The sequence below is a fragment of the Horticoccus luteus genome (genome assembly GCF_019464535.1).
Classification (GTDB): Bacteria; Verrucomicrobiota; Verrucomicrobiia; order Opitutales; family Opitutaceae; genus Horticoccus; species Horticoccus luteus.
In genome coordinates this window covers 2,215,515-2,232,038 of record NZ_CP080507.1, presented here as the reverse complement: position 1 = coordinate 2,232,038, position 16,524 = coordinate 2,215,515, and the positions used below count along the sequence as shown (strand labels likewise).

The following is a 16,524-nucleotide window of genomic DNA, read 5'->3' as shown; positions in this document are numbered from 1 at the left end:
GGGATGATCGAGGATTGCAGCGAAAGACCCTTGATTCGGATGCCGAATTGGGGTCATTTTAGAAGCATGAAGACGACCATTGACCTTCCCGAGGATGAGCTGGCGGAAGCGATTCGTCACACTGGCGCGAAAACCAAGACGGAGGCAGTGAGCCTGGCGGTCGCGGATTTCAACCGGCGGCAACGTTTGACCCGCCTCGCGGCCCGGATGGGCACGTTCCAGGATATGTTGACACGCAACGACCTGAACCGGATGCGGGAGACCGACTGAGCCTTGAAGCTCATCGACACGTCCAGTTGGATTGACGCTCTGCGCCGGGATGGAGATGTCGCGGTGCGGGTCCGTGTACAGGCCCTCATGCAAACGGGGGAAGCCGGGTGGTGCGATTTCGTGCGGTTGGAGCTATGGAACGGGCTGCGCGGGGCGGCGGAGCGCAAGCAAATGGAGGCCTTGGAGGCCGATATTACCCTTTTGGCGACGACGGACGCCGTGTGGAGTCGCTCGCGCGAACTGGCGCGGCGGGCCCGGGCGAGCGGACTCACGGTGCCCGGGGCGGACGTATTGATTGCGGCCTGCGCTTGGGAGCATGGCGTGGAAATAGAGCACGACGATGCGCACCTCGCAGCGCTCGTCGCACTTTTCAACTGAGCGACTGTCCTTCGCGACGGTGCTTGGCGCGAGTGATGCGACGGGGTTTACCACAGATAGTCGGAAGGTTTTAACCACGAATGTACACGAATAGACACGAAAGTGCGGGACGCCGGTATTCGATGAGCGTTAATCGTTGATCGTAACCAAACGGGGAGAGCCAGACTCGGACTCTCCGTGAACTCGGATTGGATCTCCGTGGACTCTGTGGTGGCGGTAGAAAGGCATTTTTTTAACCACAGATGGACACAGATGCTCACAGATACCCGATGTGGCCTGCTTCTTCGTGGACTTCGTTACCTTCTGTGAAGCGGTTTTAGTTTAACCACGAATGGACACGAATAGACACGAATGAAATCCGGTGGAGTCGGTCAGCCTAATGTGGCTCGGATTCGTGTCCCTTCGTGTTTATTCGTGGTTGAAGAATCGGCAGTTGCTCTGTGAACTCGGATCGCGCCTCCGTGGACTCTGTGGAGAGGGTAGAAAGGCATTTTTTAACCACAGATGCTCACAGATACCCGATGTGGCCTGCTTTTTCGTGACCTCCGTTACCTTCTCGGAAGTAGTTTTAGTTTAACCACGAATGGACACGAATAGACACGAATGAAATCCGGTGGAGTCGGTCAGCCTAACGCTGGCTCGGATTCGTGTCCGTTCGTGTTTATTCGTGGTTGAAGAATCGGCGGGGGACTCGGCTTGAAATCCCGGTGCGTTCTGTGGCGAAGATCGGACGCCAGGGGCGGAAACGAAGCGCGGCGGGCACCCGAGGGCACCCGCCGCGACCATCGCAAACCGAAACCTCCTCAAGAAAGAAAGCTCCGGACACCCCTCAGACGGCCATCTGACAGATGCGGCCGCACCGTTAACATCGGTCGTTTACTTGTCGAGCCCTTACCAAGCCCTACCCATGCCCTTGCCAAGCCCTAGCTATCCCCTTGCCTGGTCTGCCCGATTTCTCTCACGCGCTCCCACGTGCTCCCGAGTGATCCGACGTGCTTTGAAGCCCTTCGAAGCCCTTGGGTAGGGCTTGTAGAGACCGCGGAGGTGGGGGCGTCGTTCAAAACATACCGCCGACGCGTTCTGGCGTTCGAAAGTGAACCCATTTTTAAGCATGGGTATGCGTCGGCCGAAATGGATAATAACCCGTCGATAAGTATTCCGTTATAATCGTTTGACGTGTTGCTACTTCGGACTCACGACATTAATCCGTTGAGGAGATAACTGGCTCACTCTGAGTCAGAACCTCGACCCTCCGCCCCGGGGATTGGGGTAAGTATGGCTAGAATGAAGAAAATGCGCTCGGTCGATCTCGACCGGGCCGAAGCCCGCGCGGCGGCGATCACCTCGATCGCCGATCCGCTGGAACTCGGAGGTGAGCTCACGCTCGCCGCCTACCGTGCCGTCATCAGCGATGCGCGCACGAAACTCGGAACGTATAATACGTTGCTGTCCGGCACCGATGAAGCGCGCTCGCGTTTCCTGGTGGCGGAACGCAAACTGGCCGATTGGTCCGACCGTATGCTCGCCGCCGTCGGCGCCGTGTATGGACGGAACAGTGACGCCTATGAGAAGGCAGGCGGCAAACGCAAGGATGCGCGCCGGCCATCGCAAACCGATACAGCCTCGGAGGAGAACACTCCTGACGAGACGCCCGCGGCGGCTTAAGCTCCGCGAGTGACAGGCAGCCCGATCGCGCCGGCCAGCGCGGTCGGGCTTTTTTATGGAGCGGCGCGGGGCCCGTTTACTCGGCGTAATTAAGCGCTCTCACACCGAGCGCACCGGTGCTCGACGAGCGCCGAGACCAAGGCGAAGGAGCCTGGAGGCTTCTTATAAGCGAACGGAGAGCGACGTGGGCGGCCTTGCCAAAGGCGACGCGGTGGGGCGGTATTTGCGCACCCCGACCTCATGCATCTCCAGCCCAATCGCGATTACGTCAGCAACGACGATGTGCAGACGCCTCCGGCACTCGCCCGCCGGCTGGTGCAGCATTTCCAGCCGCGGGGGCGCATTCTGGAACCGTGCCGCGGCGAAGGGAATTTTTATCGCGCCCTCCGCGCGCATCTGCGGGGCGCCACGGCGGACAGCCGTGCGAACGGCCGGCTTGGCGGGCAGCGGCGAGCCCGCGCAGGGGAGAGCGTCGCTTGGACGGAGATCAAGGCGGGGCGCGACTTTTTCGCGTGCACGGACACGTTTGACTGGATCATCACCAACCCGCCTTGGAGCGAGATCCGGCGTTTCCTCCAACACGCGATGCAACACGCCGACAACGTCGTGTTTTTGCTCACCATCAATCACGTGTGGACGAAGGCCCGGTTGCGCGACATCCGCGCGGCGGACTTTGGGCTGAAAGAGATCGTGCTGGTCGATATGCCGGCGAGTTTCCCGCAAAGCGGCTTTCAACTGGGGGCTGTGCATGTGCAGCGCGGCTGGCACGGTGCGATTGCGTTGAGCGACTTGGGGGCGGCGGGCAGGAGTTCTCCCGCTCATCACGCTGATTTACGCTAAACTCGACTGAACGAGACTGACGTTAACCACAGATGAACACGTGAAATACTTTTGTTTTAACCACGAATGGACACGAATCGACACGAATGGGTGGGGGGGGGCTGTGGCGAAGAACAAAAACCATTTTTAACCACAGATGGGCACAGATGAACACGGATTGGCAGACGGGTGAATCGGTGTTCGTTGATCGCTACTGTGAGTCGAACGCACGTGGCCGCTGCTTCTTTCTTACCTGCGTTACTTTCTGTGAAATGCTCTTATTTTTTTAACCACGAATGGACACGTATAGACACGAATGAGTGGGGGGCTCCTGTGGCGAAGAACAAAAACCATTTTTAACCACAGATGGACACAGATGAGCACAGATTAGCAGACGCGTGAATCGGTGTTCGTTACTCGTGAGTCGAACGCACGTGGCCGAGCGCTTCTTTCTTACCTGCGTTACTTTCTTTGAAATACTCTTATTTTTTTAACCACGAATGGACACGAATCGACACGAATGAGTGGGGGGCTTCTGTGGCGAAGAACAAAAACCATTTTTAACCACAGATGAACACGGATTAACACGGATTGGCAGACGCGTGAATCGGTGTTCGTTGATCGCTATTCGTTAGTTGAACGTATGGAGCCGAGTGCTTCTTTCTTACCTGCGTTACTTTCTGTGAAATGCTTTTTTTACCACGAATGGACACGAATCGACACGAATAGGCTGGGGCGCCTTTGTGGCGAAGAGCGAAATGCATTTTTAACCACAGATGGACACAGATGAGCACAGATGGGGAAGCGGTGTTCCGCTGAGGGTTACTCGTTGATCGTTATTCGCTAACCCAACGCAGGGATCGAGAATCTGCACTTTTCTCTTGGCGTCGGCTCGGACGCTCGGAAGGCCTGGGCTCTTCCTTCACTTCGTTACCTCCTGTTAAAAACGGTGCGAAGATTGGGGCCGTCGCGGTAAACGGGCCGGAATATAAACCGCTCATTTCGCGCGATGGATGTGCATGCGCGGGCGGGAGAGTCGGTGAAAAGCGGCGGTTAACTGCAAGTGGGTGGCGCGATGAGCGTCGGGAGCCTTACGAGGTTGCGTGTGACGACAAACACTAACCCTCCGGTCGCCACGACAAAGCCTCTGACGACCAACACAAACCCTCCGGCGACCAACACCAACCCTCCGGCGACCAACACTAACCTCGTGGCGACCAACACTAACCCTCCGGTCGTCACGACAAACCCTCGGGCGACAAACACTAACCCTCCGGGGACCAACACGAACCCTCCGGCGACTAACGCAAACCCTCTGGTCGCCACGATGAAGCCTCCGGCGACCAACACCAACCCTTCGGGGCCTTGAGGTTTACTCCGTGAACTCGGGTTGGGCTCTCCGTGATCTCTGGGGCGAAGATCGAAAATGCATTTTTAACCACAGATGGACACAGATGAACACAGATGGGGCAGAAGCGTGAAACCTCTGTTACCTTCTGTGAAATAGCTCATTTAAGTCACGAATGGACGCGAATGCACACGAATGGGCGGGACGCAGGTATTCGATGAGCATTAGTCGTTGATCGTCAGACGTGCGGTCGGTGATTCTCTGCGAGGGGTGACCGGGAATGGGCGGATTTGGCGTAATCTAGTTCAAATTTGCTTGAACTTGCCAATCGTTGTCGGCTTCGTCGCCGACCTGCCATGAAACTGCTGCCTGATGAAACTGCTGAAGCTGTGCGTCCGAGCGACGCGAGCGCGGTGGTGTCTCCGGAGTTCGAGCAGGCGTGCGGGGAGTTTTTCACGGATTTGGTGGGGGTGGTGGGGATCCCGCGGTCGGTGGGGCAGATTTACGGGCTGCTGTTTGCGTCGCCGGTGCCGTTGGGTTTCACGGACATCGCGCAACGGCTGGACATCAGCAAAGGCTCGGCGAGCCAGGGGTTGCGGTTGTTGCAATCGCTGGGGGCGGTGCGGAGTGCAGGGACCTCGGGGGATCGACGGGAACTGTTTTGGCCGGAGACGCGGCTGCGGCGTCTGGTGAGTGGCATCCTGCGGGAAAAAGTGGAGCCCCTGGTGAGCGCGGACGAGTCGCGGATGGCGCGATTGCGGGAGCTGGCGAGAGCGACGCCGGATGCGGCGGGAGCGGCTTTTTCGGAAGATCAGGTGAAGTTGCTGGAGACCTGGCGCCGCCAGATGTGGCTCCTGCTGCCGATCCTGAAAACCCTCCTCGGTCCAGCGCCGGCGTAAGAAGCCGCGGGGCGAAACTCGTCCCGACGCCATCCCCCCTGCGCCTCGTCGTTTTCCTATTCGGAAGCGACGGGGCGAAGCCGTGTTGAGCCAGCACTTATGAGTAGCACTATCGAGATTGCCCAAATCGGCTGCGGCTATTGGGGACCAAATCTGTTGCGGAATTTTTCTGCGGTGAAGGGTTGCCGCGTGAAGTATCTCGCGGACCTCAGCGAAGAGCGGCGCAAGTTCGTCGCGCAAAGCTTTCCGGCGACCCACGCGATTGCGGAAATCGACGCGATCCTGAACGATCGCGAGATCAATGCGGTGGTGATCGCCACCCCCGCCGGCAATCACTTCGAGCTCGGCCGCCGGGCGTTGCTCGCCGGCAAGCATATCTTCGTTGAGAAACCTCTCGCCACGACGGTGGCTGAGGTGGACGAACTCGCGCAGCTCGCCGCCGAGCGGAAGCTGCAAGTGATGGTCGGCCACACCTTCCTCTACAACTCGGCAGTGCGCTACGTGCGCAAGATGATCGAGGGCGGCGAACTCGGCGAACTGCGCTACATCTACAGCCAGCGGCTCAACCTCGGGCGCATCCGTTCGGACATTGATGCGCTCTGGAATTTTGCCCCGCACGACATCGCCATCATCCAATACTGGCTCGGCGACCCGGAGCCGGAGGAAGTCACCCGTCATGGCATGGATTTCATCCAGCCTGGCGTGCAGGACGTCGTGTTCCTCAATATCAAGTATCCGCAAAAGGTCATGGCCAACATCCACGTGAGCTGGCTCGACCCGCAGAAGACGCGCAAGATGGTGGTCGTCGGATCGAAAAAGATGGTGGTCTACGACGACGCTGCGGAGGACAAGATTGCGATCTACGACAAGGGCATCGATCGCAAGGCCGTGCTCGGCCAAAACATGGACTACGACAAGCCCATGTCGGCGCAGTTTTCCTACCGGTCGGGCGACATCCTCCTGCCGCAGATCAATTTCATCGAGCCGCTCCGCGCCGAAGCCGATCATTTCGTCGACTGCGTGCGCCGCAACGTGACGCCGCTCACCGGCATCGACCACGCCCGCAAGGTCGTGCGCATTCTGGAGCAAGCCAGCCGCTGACAATGAGCACGCCCAACTCGGCCCCTGCCCGCCGTTTCCAAAGTGGCATCGTCAACGTTCGCTTCGCAGCAAATGTGACGGTCGTCGAACCTGTGAACGTCTACGGCTGCGAGATCGGTGAGGGCGTATTCATCGGACCGTTCGTCGAAATCCAGAAGGATGTGCAGATCGGCGCCCGCACTAAGGTGCAGTCGCACGCGTTCATCTGCGAACTCGTCACGATCGGCACCGATTGCTTCATCGGCCACGGCGTCATGTTCATCAACGACACGTTCGCCACCGGCGGGCCGGCCCGCGGCGACAAGACGCAGTGGCGCTCCACGACGATCGGCCACCACGTCAGCATCGGCTCGAACGCCACGATCCTGCCGGTGCGCATCTGCGACCACGTCGTCATCGGTGCCGGCGCCGTTGTCACGAAGGACATCACCGAGGCCGGCATCTACGTTGGAAATCCCGCGCAGCTCCTGCGCGCCCTCTCATCCGCATCCGAAGTTTCGTCATGAAAATCCAGTTCGTCGACCTACACGCCCAGTATCTCACGATTAAGTCGGAGATGGATGCGGCCATTGCCCGGGTCATCCGGGACAGCGCCTATGTGCGCGGTCCCTTCGTCGACAAATTCGAGCAGGACTATGCCGCATTGTTCGGTGTGCCGCATTGCATCTCGTGCGCCAATGGCACGGATGCCCTCTACATCGCCATGAAGATCATGGGAGTCGGGCCGGGAGACGAGGTCATCACGACCGCACACTCGTGGATCGCGACCTCCGAGACCATCACGCAGACCGGCGCCCGCGTCGTGTTCGTCGATACCGACAGGGACACGTTCACTATCGATCCCACGTTGATCGCCGCGATGATCACGTCGCGCACGAAGGGCATCATCCCGGTGCACCTCTACGGCCAGGCGGCCGACATGGGCCCGATCATGGAGATCGCGAAACAACACAATCTGTGGGTGATGGAGGACTGTGCGCAGTCGCACCTTGCGCGTTTTCAAGGCAAACTCACCGGCACGTTCGGCCGGGTGTCTACCTTCTCGTTCTATCCCGGCAAGAACCTCGGGGCCTACGGCGACGCCGGCGCAATCCTGACCTCCGACGCCGAACTCGCGCGCCAGATGACGTGCTATGCCCGCCACGGCGGCCTCACCAAGGGCGAACATGTGATCGAGGGCATCAACAGCCGACTCGACGGCCTGCAGGCGGCGGTGCTCAACGTGAAGCTGCCGCACTTGCAGAAGTGGACCGCGGCGCGCCAGCGCATCGCCGCCCGCTACAACGAGCTCCTTGCCGGCGTGGGCGACGTCATCACGCCGCCCGTTGCCCCCGGCCGGGACCATGTGTATCACCTCTACGTGATCCGCACGGAGAAACGCGATGCCTTGATGGCCTTCCTCAAGGAGCGCGGCGTGCCCACGGTGTTGAACTATCCGGTCGCGCTGCCGTTCCTGAAGGCCTACGCCTATCTGGGCCATAAGCCGGCGGACTTCCCTGTGGCCTACTCGCATCAGTCGCGCATCCTCTCGCTTCCGATTTATCCGGAGATGACGGATGAGATGATCGGCTACGTGGTCGAGCAAATCAAGGCGTTCTACGCGCGCGCTTGATCAAGCTCGGACAGTTCTCCCGCAACGCGCTGGTCATTCTGATCGGCACGGTTGCAGCCCAGGCGATCACCATCTTGGTGTCGCCGGTGCTGACCCGGCTCTACACGCCCGCGGACTTCGGCGTGTATGCGATCTTCGTGTCAATCACGGCCTTGCTGACGTCGGTGATCTGCGCGCGCTACGAATACGCGATTACGCTGCCGGCGGAGGATCGCCACGGCCTGGCGCTGCTGGGAGTGTGCACGCTCGTGGCACTCGGTATCGCGGTAGCGTTGGTGCCGCTGACCGCCCTGTGTGGCGACTGGTTGGTGGACGTGCTCAAGGAACCGCGCTTGAAGAAGTGGCTGTGGCTGGTGCCGGCGGCGATGTTTGTAACGGGCTTCGCCACCGGTGCGCGCTATTGGCTGCTGCGCCGCAAGGCGTTCGCCACGATCGCGACGAACAACGTGCTGCGGAGCGTGCTCGCGGCGGTCTTCAACGTAGCCTTTGGCCTGCTTGGTTGGATGCAATTCGGCCTGATCGGGGGGCTGTTGCTCGGACTGTTCGTCAGCGCTGTGTTTCTGGCCGTGAAAATTTGGCGCGAGTCCGGCTCGGAGATACGCGCCTTGCGCTGGGCGGACTTGCAGGGGCAGGCGGGAGCGCAACGCCGCTTTCCTCAGTATTCGCTGGGTTCGGCAGTCGTCGAATCCGGGGCAGGGCAGGTGCCCGTGTTTTTCTTCTCCTCGCTGTTTGGCGCCAGCACGCTGGGGTGGTTTTCGCTCGCGCAGCGCATCGCCAACCTGCCGCTCACGGTGGTGGCGCAGTCGGTGGCGGATGTCTTCCGGCAGCAGGCGAGCGAGATTTATGCCCGCGAGGGCAATTGCCTCACGCTCTTCAACCGTACGTTCGCGAAGCTCTTCTGGGCATCGCTGCCGGCCTTCGCGATGGCGGCGTGGATCTCGCCGTGGGCATTCGAGCTGATTTTCGGCTCGGCTTGGCGCGAAAGCGGCGAATACGTGCGCTACCTCATCCCGGCCCTCGCGCTGCGCTTCATCGCGAGTCCGCTCGGCTCTATGTTCTACATCGCACAGAAACAGGCGGCGGACCTCGTCATTCAATCCGCGCTCATCGTGGTGATGGTCGGCGTCTTTCTCTGGGCGGGACGCACCGGCTCCGGCTGGGCTGCGCGCCACGCGGTCATGGCATATTCCGCCATCTATTCGCTGAAATACCTTACGGAACTCTTCCTTTCGCGACGTTACGCCGCCGGAGCAGCCACGGCATGATTGCGATCATCGATTACGGGATGGGCAACCCCACCTCGATCCGGAACATGCTAGGCCGGCTCGGGCATCGGGCGGAAATGGCCCGCACGCCCGAGGAGGCCGCGGGAGCCGATCGCATCATCCTCCCCGGGGTGGGAGCCTTTGATGAAGGCATGACCCGCCTGGCCGAACTCGGCTGGACAGATTGCCTGCGCAGTGAAGCGGCCGTGCAGGACGGCCGCCCGCTGCTCGGCATCTGTCTGGGCATGCAGCTGTTGTTCCCGTCGAGTGAAGAGGGCAAACTGCCCGGATTGGGACTCGTGAACGGTGCGGTGTTGAAGTTTCGGTTTGGTGCGGAAATCGTGCCGCTCCCGCGCATCCCGCACATGGGCTGGCGCTCGATCGCAACGGCCGCGACGGCACCGGAGTTGTTCGCGGGTCTGGAGCAGGACGCGCGCTTCTATTTTGTGCACTCCTATCACTGCCGCTGTGCAAATTCGGCGGAAGTGGCGGCGGAAGCCGACTACGGTTTCCGGTTCATCTGTGCGGTGCGCCGCGGCCGTCTATTCGGCGTGCAATTCCACCCCGAGAAGAGCCATCGCTACGGCATGCGGCTGCTCGACAACTTTTCACGACTCCCGGCGACGTGAATCCTCCGCGCGTCATTCCTGTCCTCCTGCTCACGGATTCCGGCGTGGTGAAGTCCACCCGCTTCAAGGATCGCCGCTATGTGGGCGACCCGATCAATGCGCTGCGTGTCTTCAACGAGAAGGAGGTCGACGAAGTGGTGATTGTGGACATCGACGCTTGGAAGCATCGTCGCGGTCCGAATTTCGAGCGCGTGGCCGAGCTCGCCGGCGAGTGCTTCATGCCGTTGGGTTACGGCGGCGGCGTGACCACGCTCGACCAGATCCGCACTCTTTTCCGGTGCGGGGTGGAGAAGGTGCTCCTGAACACCGCGCTTCACTCGCATCCGGACCTTGTGTCCCAAGCAGCGGACATTGCGGGCAGCCAAAGCATCGTCGCCTGCATCGACGTGAAGAAAAACTGGCTCGGCCGCCCACGCGTCTGCGTTTCCGGTGGCACAATCGATACCGGCCTCGACCCCGTGGAGTTCGCCCAGCAGGCGGAATCCCAGGGGGCAGGGGAGATTGTGCTGCAATCGGTCGATGGCGACGGCACGCAGGGCGGCTATGACCTCGAGCTCATCGCGAAGGTCACCGCGGCCGTGAACGTGCCGGTGGTCGCCTTGGGGGGCGCAGGGAATCTCACGCATATGGCGGCGGCGGTGCGCGCCGGTGCTCATGCCGCCGCGGCGGGCAGCTTCTTCGTTTTCCACGGCAAACATCGCGCCGTGCTCATCACCTATCCCCGTATCGAAGAGATTCGCCGCACCTTTGCCCATGGCTGACTGGATTCGCACCACTCCCGCCCTCGAGGGCCAGATCATGCCCGGTAAGCGCGGCTACCGCGTTTGCACCCGTTGCGTGATGGACACGACGATGGTCGAGATCGATTTCGATCACGACGGCGTTTGCAACTTCTGCCGCGGCTTCGACCTGAACGTCACCGCGCGGCAGCAGACGCCCGAGGTCTGCGCGCACAAGCTAGAGGCGATGATCGCGCAGATGAAGGCCGACGGTCGCGGGCGCGACTACGACTGCGTGCTGGGACTGAGCGGCGGCGTGGATAGCAGCTACCTGGCCTTGAAGTGCAAGGATTGGGGAGTGCGCCCGCTCGTGGTGCAGTTCGACAACGGCTGGAACACCGAGCTGGCCAACCACAACATCCAGTCCATATGCGAGAAACTCGGCTTCGACCTCTTCACCTACGTCGTGGACTGGCCGGAGTTCCGCGACCTGCAGCTCTCGTTCCTCAAGGCTGGCGTGGCCAACGTCGAGGCGCCGAGCGACCACGGCATCTTCGCCTGTATCTACCGCACCGCCCGCCAGCACCGCATCGGCTGGCTGCTCAGCGGCGTGAACAATGCGACCGAAGCCTGCTGCCCGGTGGGCCCCAAGACGAAGGAGCATTTCAGCTATGGGTATCGCTATGCCGACCTGCATCACCTGCGCGCCCTGCACCGCCGCTTCGGCACCGTGCCGCTCAAGACCTTCCCCGCTATGGGACTGTTCGAGCGCATCTGGATGGAACGAAAGCACCTTAAGCGCTGCGACCCGCTCAACCTGATGCCCTACGACAAGAAGGCGGCGATCGTGGAACTCGAGCAGCGGATCGGTTGGCGGCGCTACGGGGGCAAGCATTTCGAATCCGTCATCACCCGCTTCCATCAGAGCTGCATCCTGCCGCGCAAGTTCGGCCTCGATAAGCGCCGTCTCCATCTCTCCGGCCTCATCTGGTCCGGGCAACTGGATCGTGCGAGTGCGATGCGCGAGCTGGAACAGCCGCCGTGCCCGGCCGAGTTGGTCGAGCAGGACCGCCAGTTCTTCATGAAGAAACTCGGACTCGGGCAGGCCGAGTACAACGCGATCATGCAGGCACCCGCGAAGACCTACGGCGATTATCCGAACCAAAACTGGCTCTTCAATAATCTGCCGCGCTTCACTGCCGCCATTCGGAAAATCCTGACTCCATTCAGGACAGGTCCTGCGGCCAACCCCGCGAAAGCCAAACCATGAGCAAACTCAAAGCGGCCTTTGTGATTCGCGCCCTCCTCTTCTGTCGGAGATTTCTCGCCTACGATCTGATTGCACGCGAGCGTGTCCGTGGCATTCCCACCCAGCGGCTTGGTTCGGCGGACTGTGGCTGGACTGTCCCGCGTGAATTCCCGGGTCAAGGCGACGTTTGCTTCTGCTTCGGGGCAGGAGAGGATATATCATTCGATGTGGCTTTGCATCGGAGCCGCAGGTGCATAGTGCATACCTTTGACCCGACACCCCGAGCCATTGCGCATCATGCGTCGTTGCCTTCCGCAGAGCGAAACGCCGTCAGCTTCCACACCATTGGGATCTGGACGGAAAACCGCACCATGCAATTTTTTGCACCGGCGGAGAAAGACCATGTTTCCCATTCCTTGGTGTCGCTTCAATCCGACCGAGTCGGGTTTTCAGCCGACTGCAAGACATTGGCCACCCTAACGGAAGAGCTTGGGGGAGCGGCTCCGCAGCTGATCAAAATGGATATCGAGGGTGCGGAAATGCAGGTGCTGGACAGTGTGATCGCGGCCGGTTCCCCGCAGATTCTACTGGTTGAGTTCGATGAACTCACGCCACTTTCTTCGACGAAGAACTGGGTGCGGGTGCGCGCCGCGATTCGCCGCATCCTCGCTCGTGGCTACGAAATCTACTCGGTGGATCGTAACAACTACGGCTTCATCCGTCGCTGAGTCCGTAATCGTGATCAAACTGCTCAAGGCCAGCTCCTACTATCCGCGCTACCTCGCGTGGTTCTATGCGCGCAACCCCCACCTGCGGGAGGCCAGCTACGCGGAGCAGCACGCTGCGCTGATGGCTGACAGTTTTGCCCTGTCGGATTCGTGGAGCCGTCATCTCGGCGGAGCTCAAGCGCAGTTCGCCGTCACCGAGCTGGTGGTGAACGCCGAGCCTCTGCAAAAGCGCTGGGCTCAGGAGAATGGGGTCGAGTATCGCGAGACGCACTGGCTGGCCGACATTTTTCTCGCGCAGTTCCGTGCCGTGGCACCACGGGTGTTCTACGCGCACGCGCAGGAAATCAACCCCACGCTGCGCCGGGCCTGCCGTGGCTTGGCGGGTGGCCCGCTTTACGTGATAAGCTACGACGGGATTGGCCGGCACACGCCTGAGGTCTTCACGGAGACGGACATGGTCATCACCTGCCTGCGCAGCTCGGCGGACTTTTACCGCGCCCAAGGAGTGGAGTCCCACTGGATGATGTTCGGTTTTGATCCGAGTGTGCTCACACGAATCAGGAGGGATGTAACGCCATCCGGCGTGAGCTTTGTCGGAGGGCTTCAGGTCCGGATCGGACACCAGGAGCGTGCGCGCACGCTGGCATACATCGCCGAAGCGTTTCCGTTGGAACGTTGGGTCAGTGGGCTGCCGACCGATGCGGAAGCTCTGCGTCTCTGGGGCTCTTTTGCGCGTCGCCGAGATTGGCGAGGATTTTGGGATTTTCCCTCGGCGGCGATCGCGGCGCGTCGCTTGAGAGCGGGCAACCGCGGGGAGGTTTTTGGCATGGAGATGTTTTCCCGCTTAGCAGCCTCCAGGATCACGTTAAACGTGCATATCGCCGCTGCGGGCAATCAGGCGGCCAACATCCGGTTGTTCGAAGCGACGGGAGCGGGAGCCTGTCTGCTGACCGATTGGAAAGAGAACATTGGGGAGTTGTTTGAACCCGATCGCGAAGTTGTAGTGTTCCGCCACCCGGAGGAGGCGGTGGAGAAAATCCACTACCTGCTTGAGCATGATTCAGAACGGGCCGAGATCGCTCGCAAAGGGCAGCGGCGCACCTTGGAAAATCACAATTACGCCACCCGCCTGCGTGAGTTGGCGGCAGTGCTGGAGGCTCGCCTCTAGTCCTCACTTTTCGGAGCATGAAAATTCTTTTTCTCAGCACCGCCGATATCTCTGGCGGAGCCGCTATCGCCGCCCACCGACTCTTCCGCCACATGGTGGCGGAGCCTGGCATCGAGGCGGAGATGCTGGTGCAGTATAAGGCTGGCTGTGACCCGCAAGTGCGCAAACCAGAGAGTGATTGGGGTAAACTGGCTACGCACTTGCGGATGCCGTTGGAAAGCTTGCTGGTTCGGAAGTCCTATCCGCGCGCACAGACGTCCAATTTCATGCCGGCGCGGCTCCCCGACGGGTTGCGCCGTCGCATCGATGCCTTTGCCCCGGACCTTCTGCATGTGCACTGGGTGGGACATTCCTTCCTTCGCCCGGAGACGCTGACTGGCATTCGCTGCCCAATTGTTTGGACGCTGCATGACATGTGGGCGCTGACCGGCGGTTGCTACTACGACGGCGGCTGCGGCCGTTACACCGCTGCGTGCGGTCAATGCCCGGTGCTCGCCTCCACGGCGCAAAGCGATCTTTCCCGAAAAGGGGTGCAGCGAAAGCGAGAAGCATGGCAGGGATTGAATCTCACCTTGGTGTCTCCCAGTCAGTGGCTGGCGAGCTGTGCGCGTCGGAGTTCGATTCACCCCGGCCGCCGGGTGGAGGTGATTCCTTACGGGCTCAATCCGGAGACGTTTCGTCCATGGCCAAAGCCGGTCGCGCGCGAAATGCTCGGACTCCCGCCGGATGCGAAACTCGTGCTATTTGGTGCGGCTGGCGTTGCCGATCCTCGCAAAGGCTTTGCCTACTTGGAATCGGCGTTAGGCGAACTAAGGGAAGGAACGGACGTTGGGCTGGTGGTATTCGGCGGGCACTTGCAATCCTCTTCCCTGGCAGCCAGCGGCATCCGCATCCATGTGTTGGGCCAGCTGCGGGATGAATTGACGACGGCGCTGGCTTATGCGGCCGCAGATATTTTTGTCGCGCCCTCGCTGGAAGACAACCTGCCGAACACGGTCCTCGAAGCGGCGATGTGCGGAACGCCGGTGGTGGCTTTCCGCGTCGGCGGCATTCCTGATGCGATCGAGCAAGAGCGACACGGACTGCTTGTCGAGCCTCGGGACTCGGCGGGTTTGGCATCTGCCATTCGTCGTCTGCTACGGGACGATGTCTTGCGCGTTAGCTTGGGACGGAATGCTCGCGCCAAAGCCGAACGCGACTACCATCCTGCCCTTCAAGTTAAACGCTACACGGAACTCTACCGCGAATTGCTGGGTTTCGAGTCCCAGCCTCTTTCCAAGAATGAACACTCTTGATTTTAGCTTTGCGCCAATTGCGGCCATCCTGTGCTTCGCGGTCTATTTCTGGCTGCTGTGGAAATTCCCCACCGGCATCGTGTTCATCGGCTTCACGACCTATGGCATCGCGTGGACGACCTTTGGCGGATTCAATTACGCACGGATCGTGTTCTTCTTGCAGCTCGCGTCTGCGGCATACTTTACCTTCCAAGTGCTGAAGACCAAAGGCACGGAACGGCTCTTCCAGTTCCTGACATCGAAATACAGTTTCTTCCTCTGGTTCATCGTCCTGGTGTGGATCAAGGTCGCGTTCGATCTGCTCTATTTCGGTCTGGATGATTTCCGAGTCAGCGCACTGAAAATCGCGGCGCAGACGATCTTTCTCCCGTGGATCGTCTTTTTCATTGCCGCCGTCGGGACGGACCCTTGGCGGTTCGCGTCAGGCATCATGATCGGCATGGTGGCCTTCGCGCTTGCCTTCGTGCTTCCCACGGTCCCTGGGATGATCATGGAGGGACGCTTGCTCTCTGCGGTATTCGGCATCGATCGGTTAACCATCTACAACATGGATACAATTGGCGGCGGGCGCTTCTTTTTCATGGGTGCGGTCGGCTCGCTGGCGCTTCTCACGGGCGGGGGCTTGCGCCGGGTCTGGGTGGTATCACTTACCGTGCTTTGCGGCACCTTTTTCCTCCTTTTGCTTTTGAACGGCACGCGGCAATTTATCATCGGGACGATCATTGCCACTTTGATGTGTTCCTACTCGCTGTTTCGCACGCGAGGACTTCTGCGCTTTGCCGTTTTCGCGGTCGCTGCGTCAGTCATCGGCTATTTCGCTTACGGCATCTTCCAATCGGCCGAGGTCGGTGAGCGGTTTTCGGGTGAGGACCTGTCCCGCGAATTGGCGGTCTCGCGCGGCGCGATTTGGTCACGCGCCTTAGACGCTGGCTTGGCAAAGCCGTTCGTCGGCGAAGGTTTCCGCCGGTTTGGCGACGTGGTCATGACACCGAGCCAGACGGGAGAGGAGGACCTCGTGGCGGACCTCTCTGGCGCGCACGGCTTCTTCCAAGATATTTGGGCGGAGCATGGCGCCGTTTGGGGCGGGGTTGGGTTCGTGATTTTCCTGTTTTCGATCCGGCACATGCTCAAACGCGTCCGGGTTGAGGAGCACTCCGTCATTTGGGCGCTCTACGCCGTGCTCATTGCGATGGTCGTTCCGCTGTTCATGTCGGGCTCGATCTACTCAAGCGGTGCGATGTATCTGTTCGCGTCGAGCATGTATATCGCATTTGCGAAGCATAAGATGGATCTCGCCCAATGACACGTGCTCCAGTTCGAAGCGATGATAATAACGAGGATGTAGGGTAGTCTTCGCTGTTTCGGGTGCTGAGCAGGCT

General features: G+C 60.4%; 16 protein-coding genes. All 16 read left to right on the top strand.

Annotated features, from left to right (window positions below):
- Positions 1-66 precede the first annotated feature (66 nt).
- The 16 genes from K0B96_RS09330 (at position 67) to K0B96_RS09255 (ending at position 16,448) form a co-directional block, all read left to right on the top strand.
- Entirely contained in the window at positions 67-270 is a 204-nt protein-coding gene (locus tag K0B96_RS09330; RefSeq protein ID WP_255558600.1) for a type II toxin-antitoxin system VapB family antitoxin, read from the top strand.
- Between the two features lie 3 nt (positions 271-273).
- Positions 274-648 carry a PIN domain-containing protein gene (locus K0B96_RS09325; RefSeq protein WP_425602944.1) on the top strand — a complete coding sequence of 125 codons (375 nt, stop codon included), beginning with the start codon at positions 274-276 and terminating at the stop codon, positions 646-648.
- A 1,284-nt stretch (positions 649-1,932) separates the two neighbouring features.
- Positions 1,933-2,313 (top strand): hypothetical protein, encoded by a 381-nt coding sequence (locus tag K0B96_RS09320; protein WP_220160635.1) that lies wholly within the window; start codon positions 1,933-1,935, stop codon positions 2,311-2,313.
- A 240-nt stretch (positions 2,314-2,553) separates the two neighbouring features.
- Positions 2,554-3,153, top strand: coding sequence for a hypothetical protein (locus K0B96_RS09315; RefSeq protein WP_220160634.1), 600 nt, complete (start codon positions 2,554-2,556; stop codon positions 3,151-3,153).
- A gap of 1,683 nt (positions 3,154-4,836) precedes the next feature.
- On the top strand, positions 4,837-5,379 hold the full coding sequence (locus K0B96_RS09310; protein ID WP_220160633.1) for a GbsR/MarR family transcriptional regulator: 543 nt from the start codon (positions 4,837-4,839) through the stop codon (positions 5,377-5,379).
- 99 nt (positions 5,380-5,478) lie between these two features.
- Entirely contained in the window at positions 5,479-6,480 is a 1,002-nt protein-coding gene (locus K0B96_RS09305; protein WP_220160632.1) for a Gfo/Idh/MocA family protein, read from the top strand.
- Positions 6,481-6,482: 2 nt separating this feature from the next.
- Positions 6,483-6,986, top strand: coding sequence for an acyltransferase (locus K0B96_RS09300; protein WP_220160631.1), 504 nt, complete (start codon positions 6,483-6,485; stop codon positions 6,984-6,986).
- Positions 6,983-8,092, top strand: coding sequence for a DegT/DnrJ/EryC1/StrS family aminotransferase (locus K0B96_RS09295; protein ID WP_220160630.1), 1,110 nt, complete (start codon positions 6,983-6,985; stop codon positions 8,090-8,092). The genes K0B96_RS09300 and K0B96_RS09295 overlap by 4 nt, the downstream gene beginning before the upstream one ends.
- Positions 8,089-9,357 (top strand): lipopolysaccharide biosynthesis protein, encoded by a 1,269-nt coding sequence (locus K0B96_RS09290; protein WP_220160629.1) that lies wholly within the window; start codon positions 8,089-8,091, stop codon positions 9,355-9,357. Before K0B96_RS09295 ends, K0B96_RS09290 begins: the two co-directional genes overlap by 4 nt.
- A complete protein-coding gene (gene hisH / locus K0B96_RS09285; RefSeq protein WP_220160628.1) occupies positions 9,354-9,986 on the top strand; it encodes an imidazole glycerol phosphate synthase subunit HisH in 633 nt (210 codons plus the stop codon). The genes K0B96_RS09290 and hisH overlap by 4 nt, the downstream gene beginning before the upstream one ends.
- On the top strand, positions 9,983-10,747 hold the full coding sequence (locus tag K0B96_RS09280; protein ID WP_220160627.1) for an AglZ/HisF2 family acetamidino modification protein: 765 nt from the start codon (positions 9,983-9,985) through the stop codon (positions 10,745-10,747). Before hisH ends, K0B96_RS09280 begins: the two co-directional genes overlap by 4 nt.
- Positions 10,740-11,975: an N-acetyl sugar amidotransferase gene (locus tag K0B96_RS09275; RefSeq protein ID WP_220160626.1), complete on the top strand. Its 1,236-nt coding sequence runs from the start codon at positions 10,740-10,742 to the stop codon at positions 11,973-11,975. The genes K0B96_RS09280 and K0B96_RS09275 overlap by 8 nt, the downstream gene beginning before the upstream one ends.
- Positions 11,972-12,682, top strand: a complete 711-nt coding sequence (locus K0B96_RS09270) for an FkbM family methyltransferase (protein WP_220160625.1) — start codon at positions 11,972-11,974, stop codon at positions 12,680-12,682. Before K0B96_RS09275 ends, K0B96_RS09270 begins: the two co-directional genes overlap by 4 nt.
- A 10-nt stretch (positions 12,683-12,692) precedes the next feature.
- Positions 12,693-13,850, top strand: coding sequence for a CgeB family protein (locus tag K0B96_RS09265; protein ID WP_220160624.1), 1,158 nt, complete (start codon positions 12,693-12,695; stop codon positions 13,848-13,850).
- A gap of 17 nt (positions 13,851-13,867) precedes the next feature.
- Positions 13,868-15,145, top strand: coding sequence for a glycosyltransferase (locus K0B96_RS09260; protein WP_220160623.1), 1,278 nt, complete (start codon positions 13,868-13,870; stop codon positions 15,143-15,145).
- Positions 15,132-16,448, top strand: a complete 1,317-nt coding sequence (locus K0B96_RS09255; protein WP_220160622.1) for an O-antigen ligase family protein — start codon at positions 15,132-15,134, stop codon at positions 16,446-16,448. Before K0B96_RS09260 ends, K0B96_RS09255 begins: the two co-directional genes overlap by 14 nt.
- Positions 16,449-16,524 lie beyond the last annotated feature (76 nt).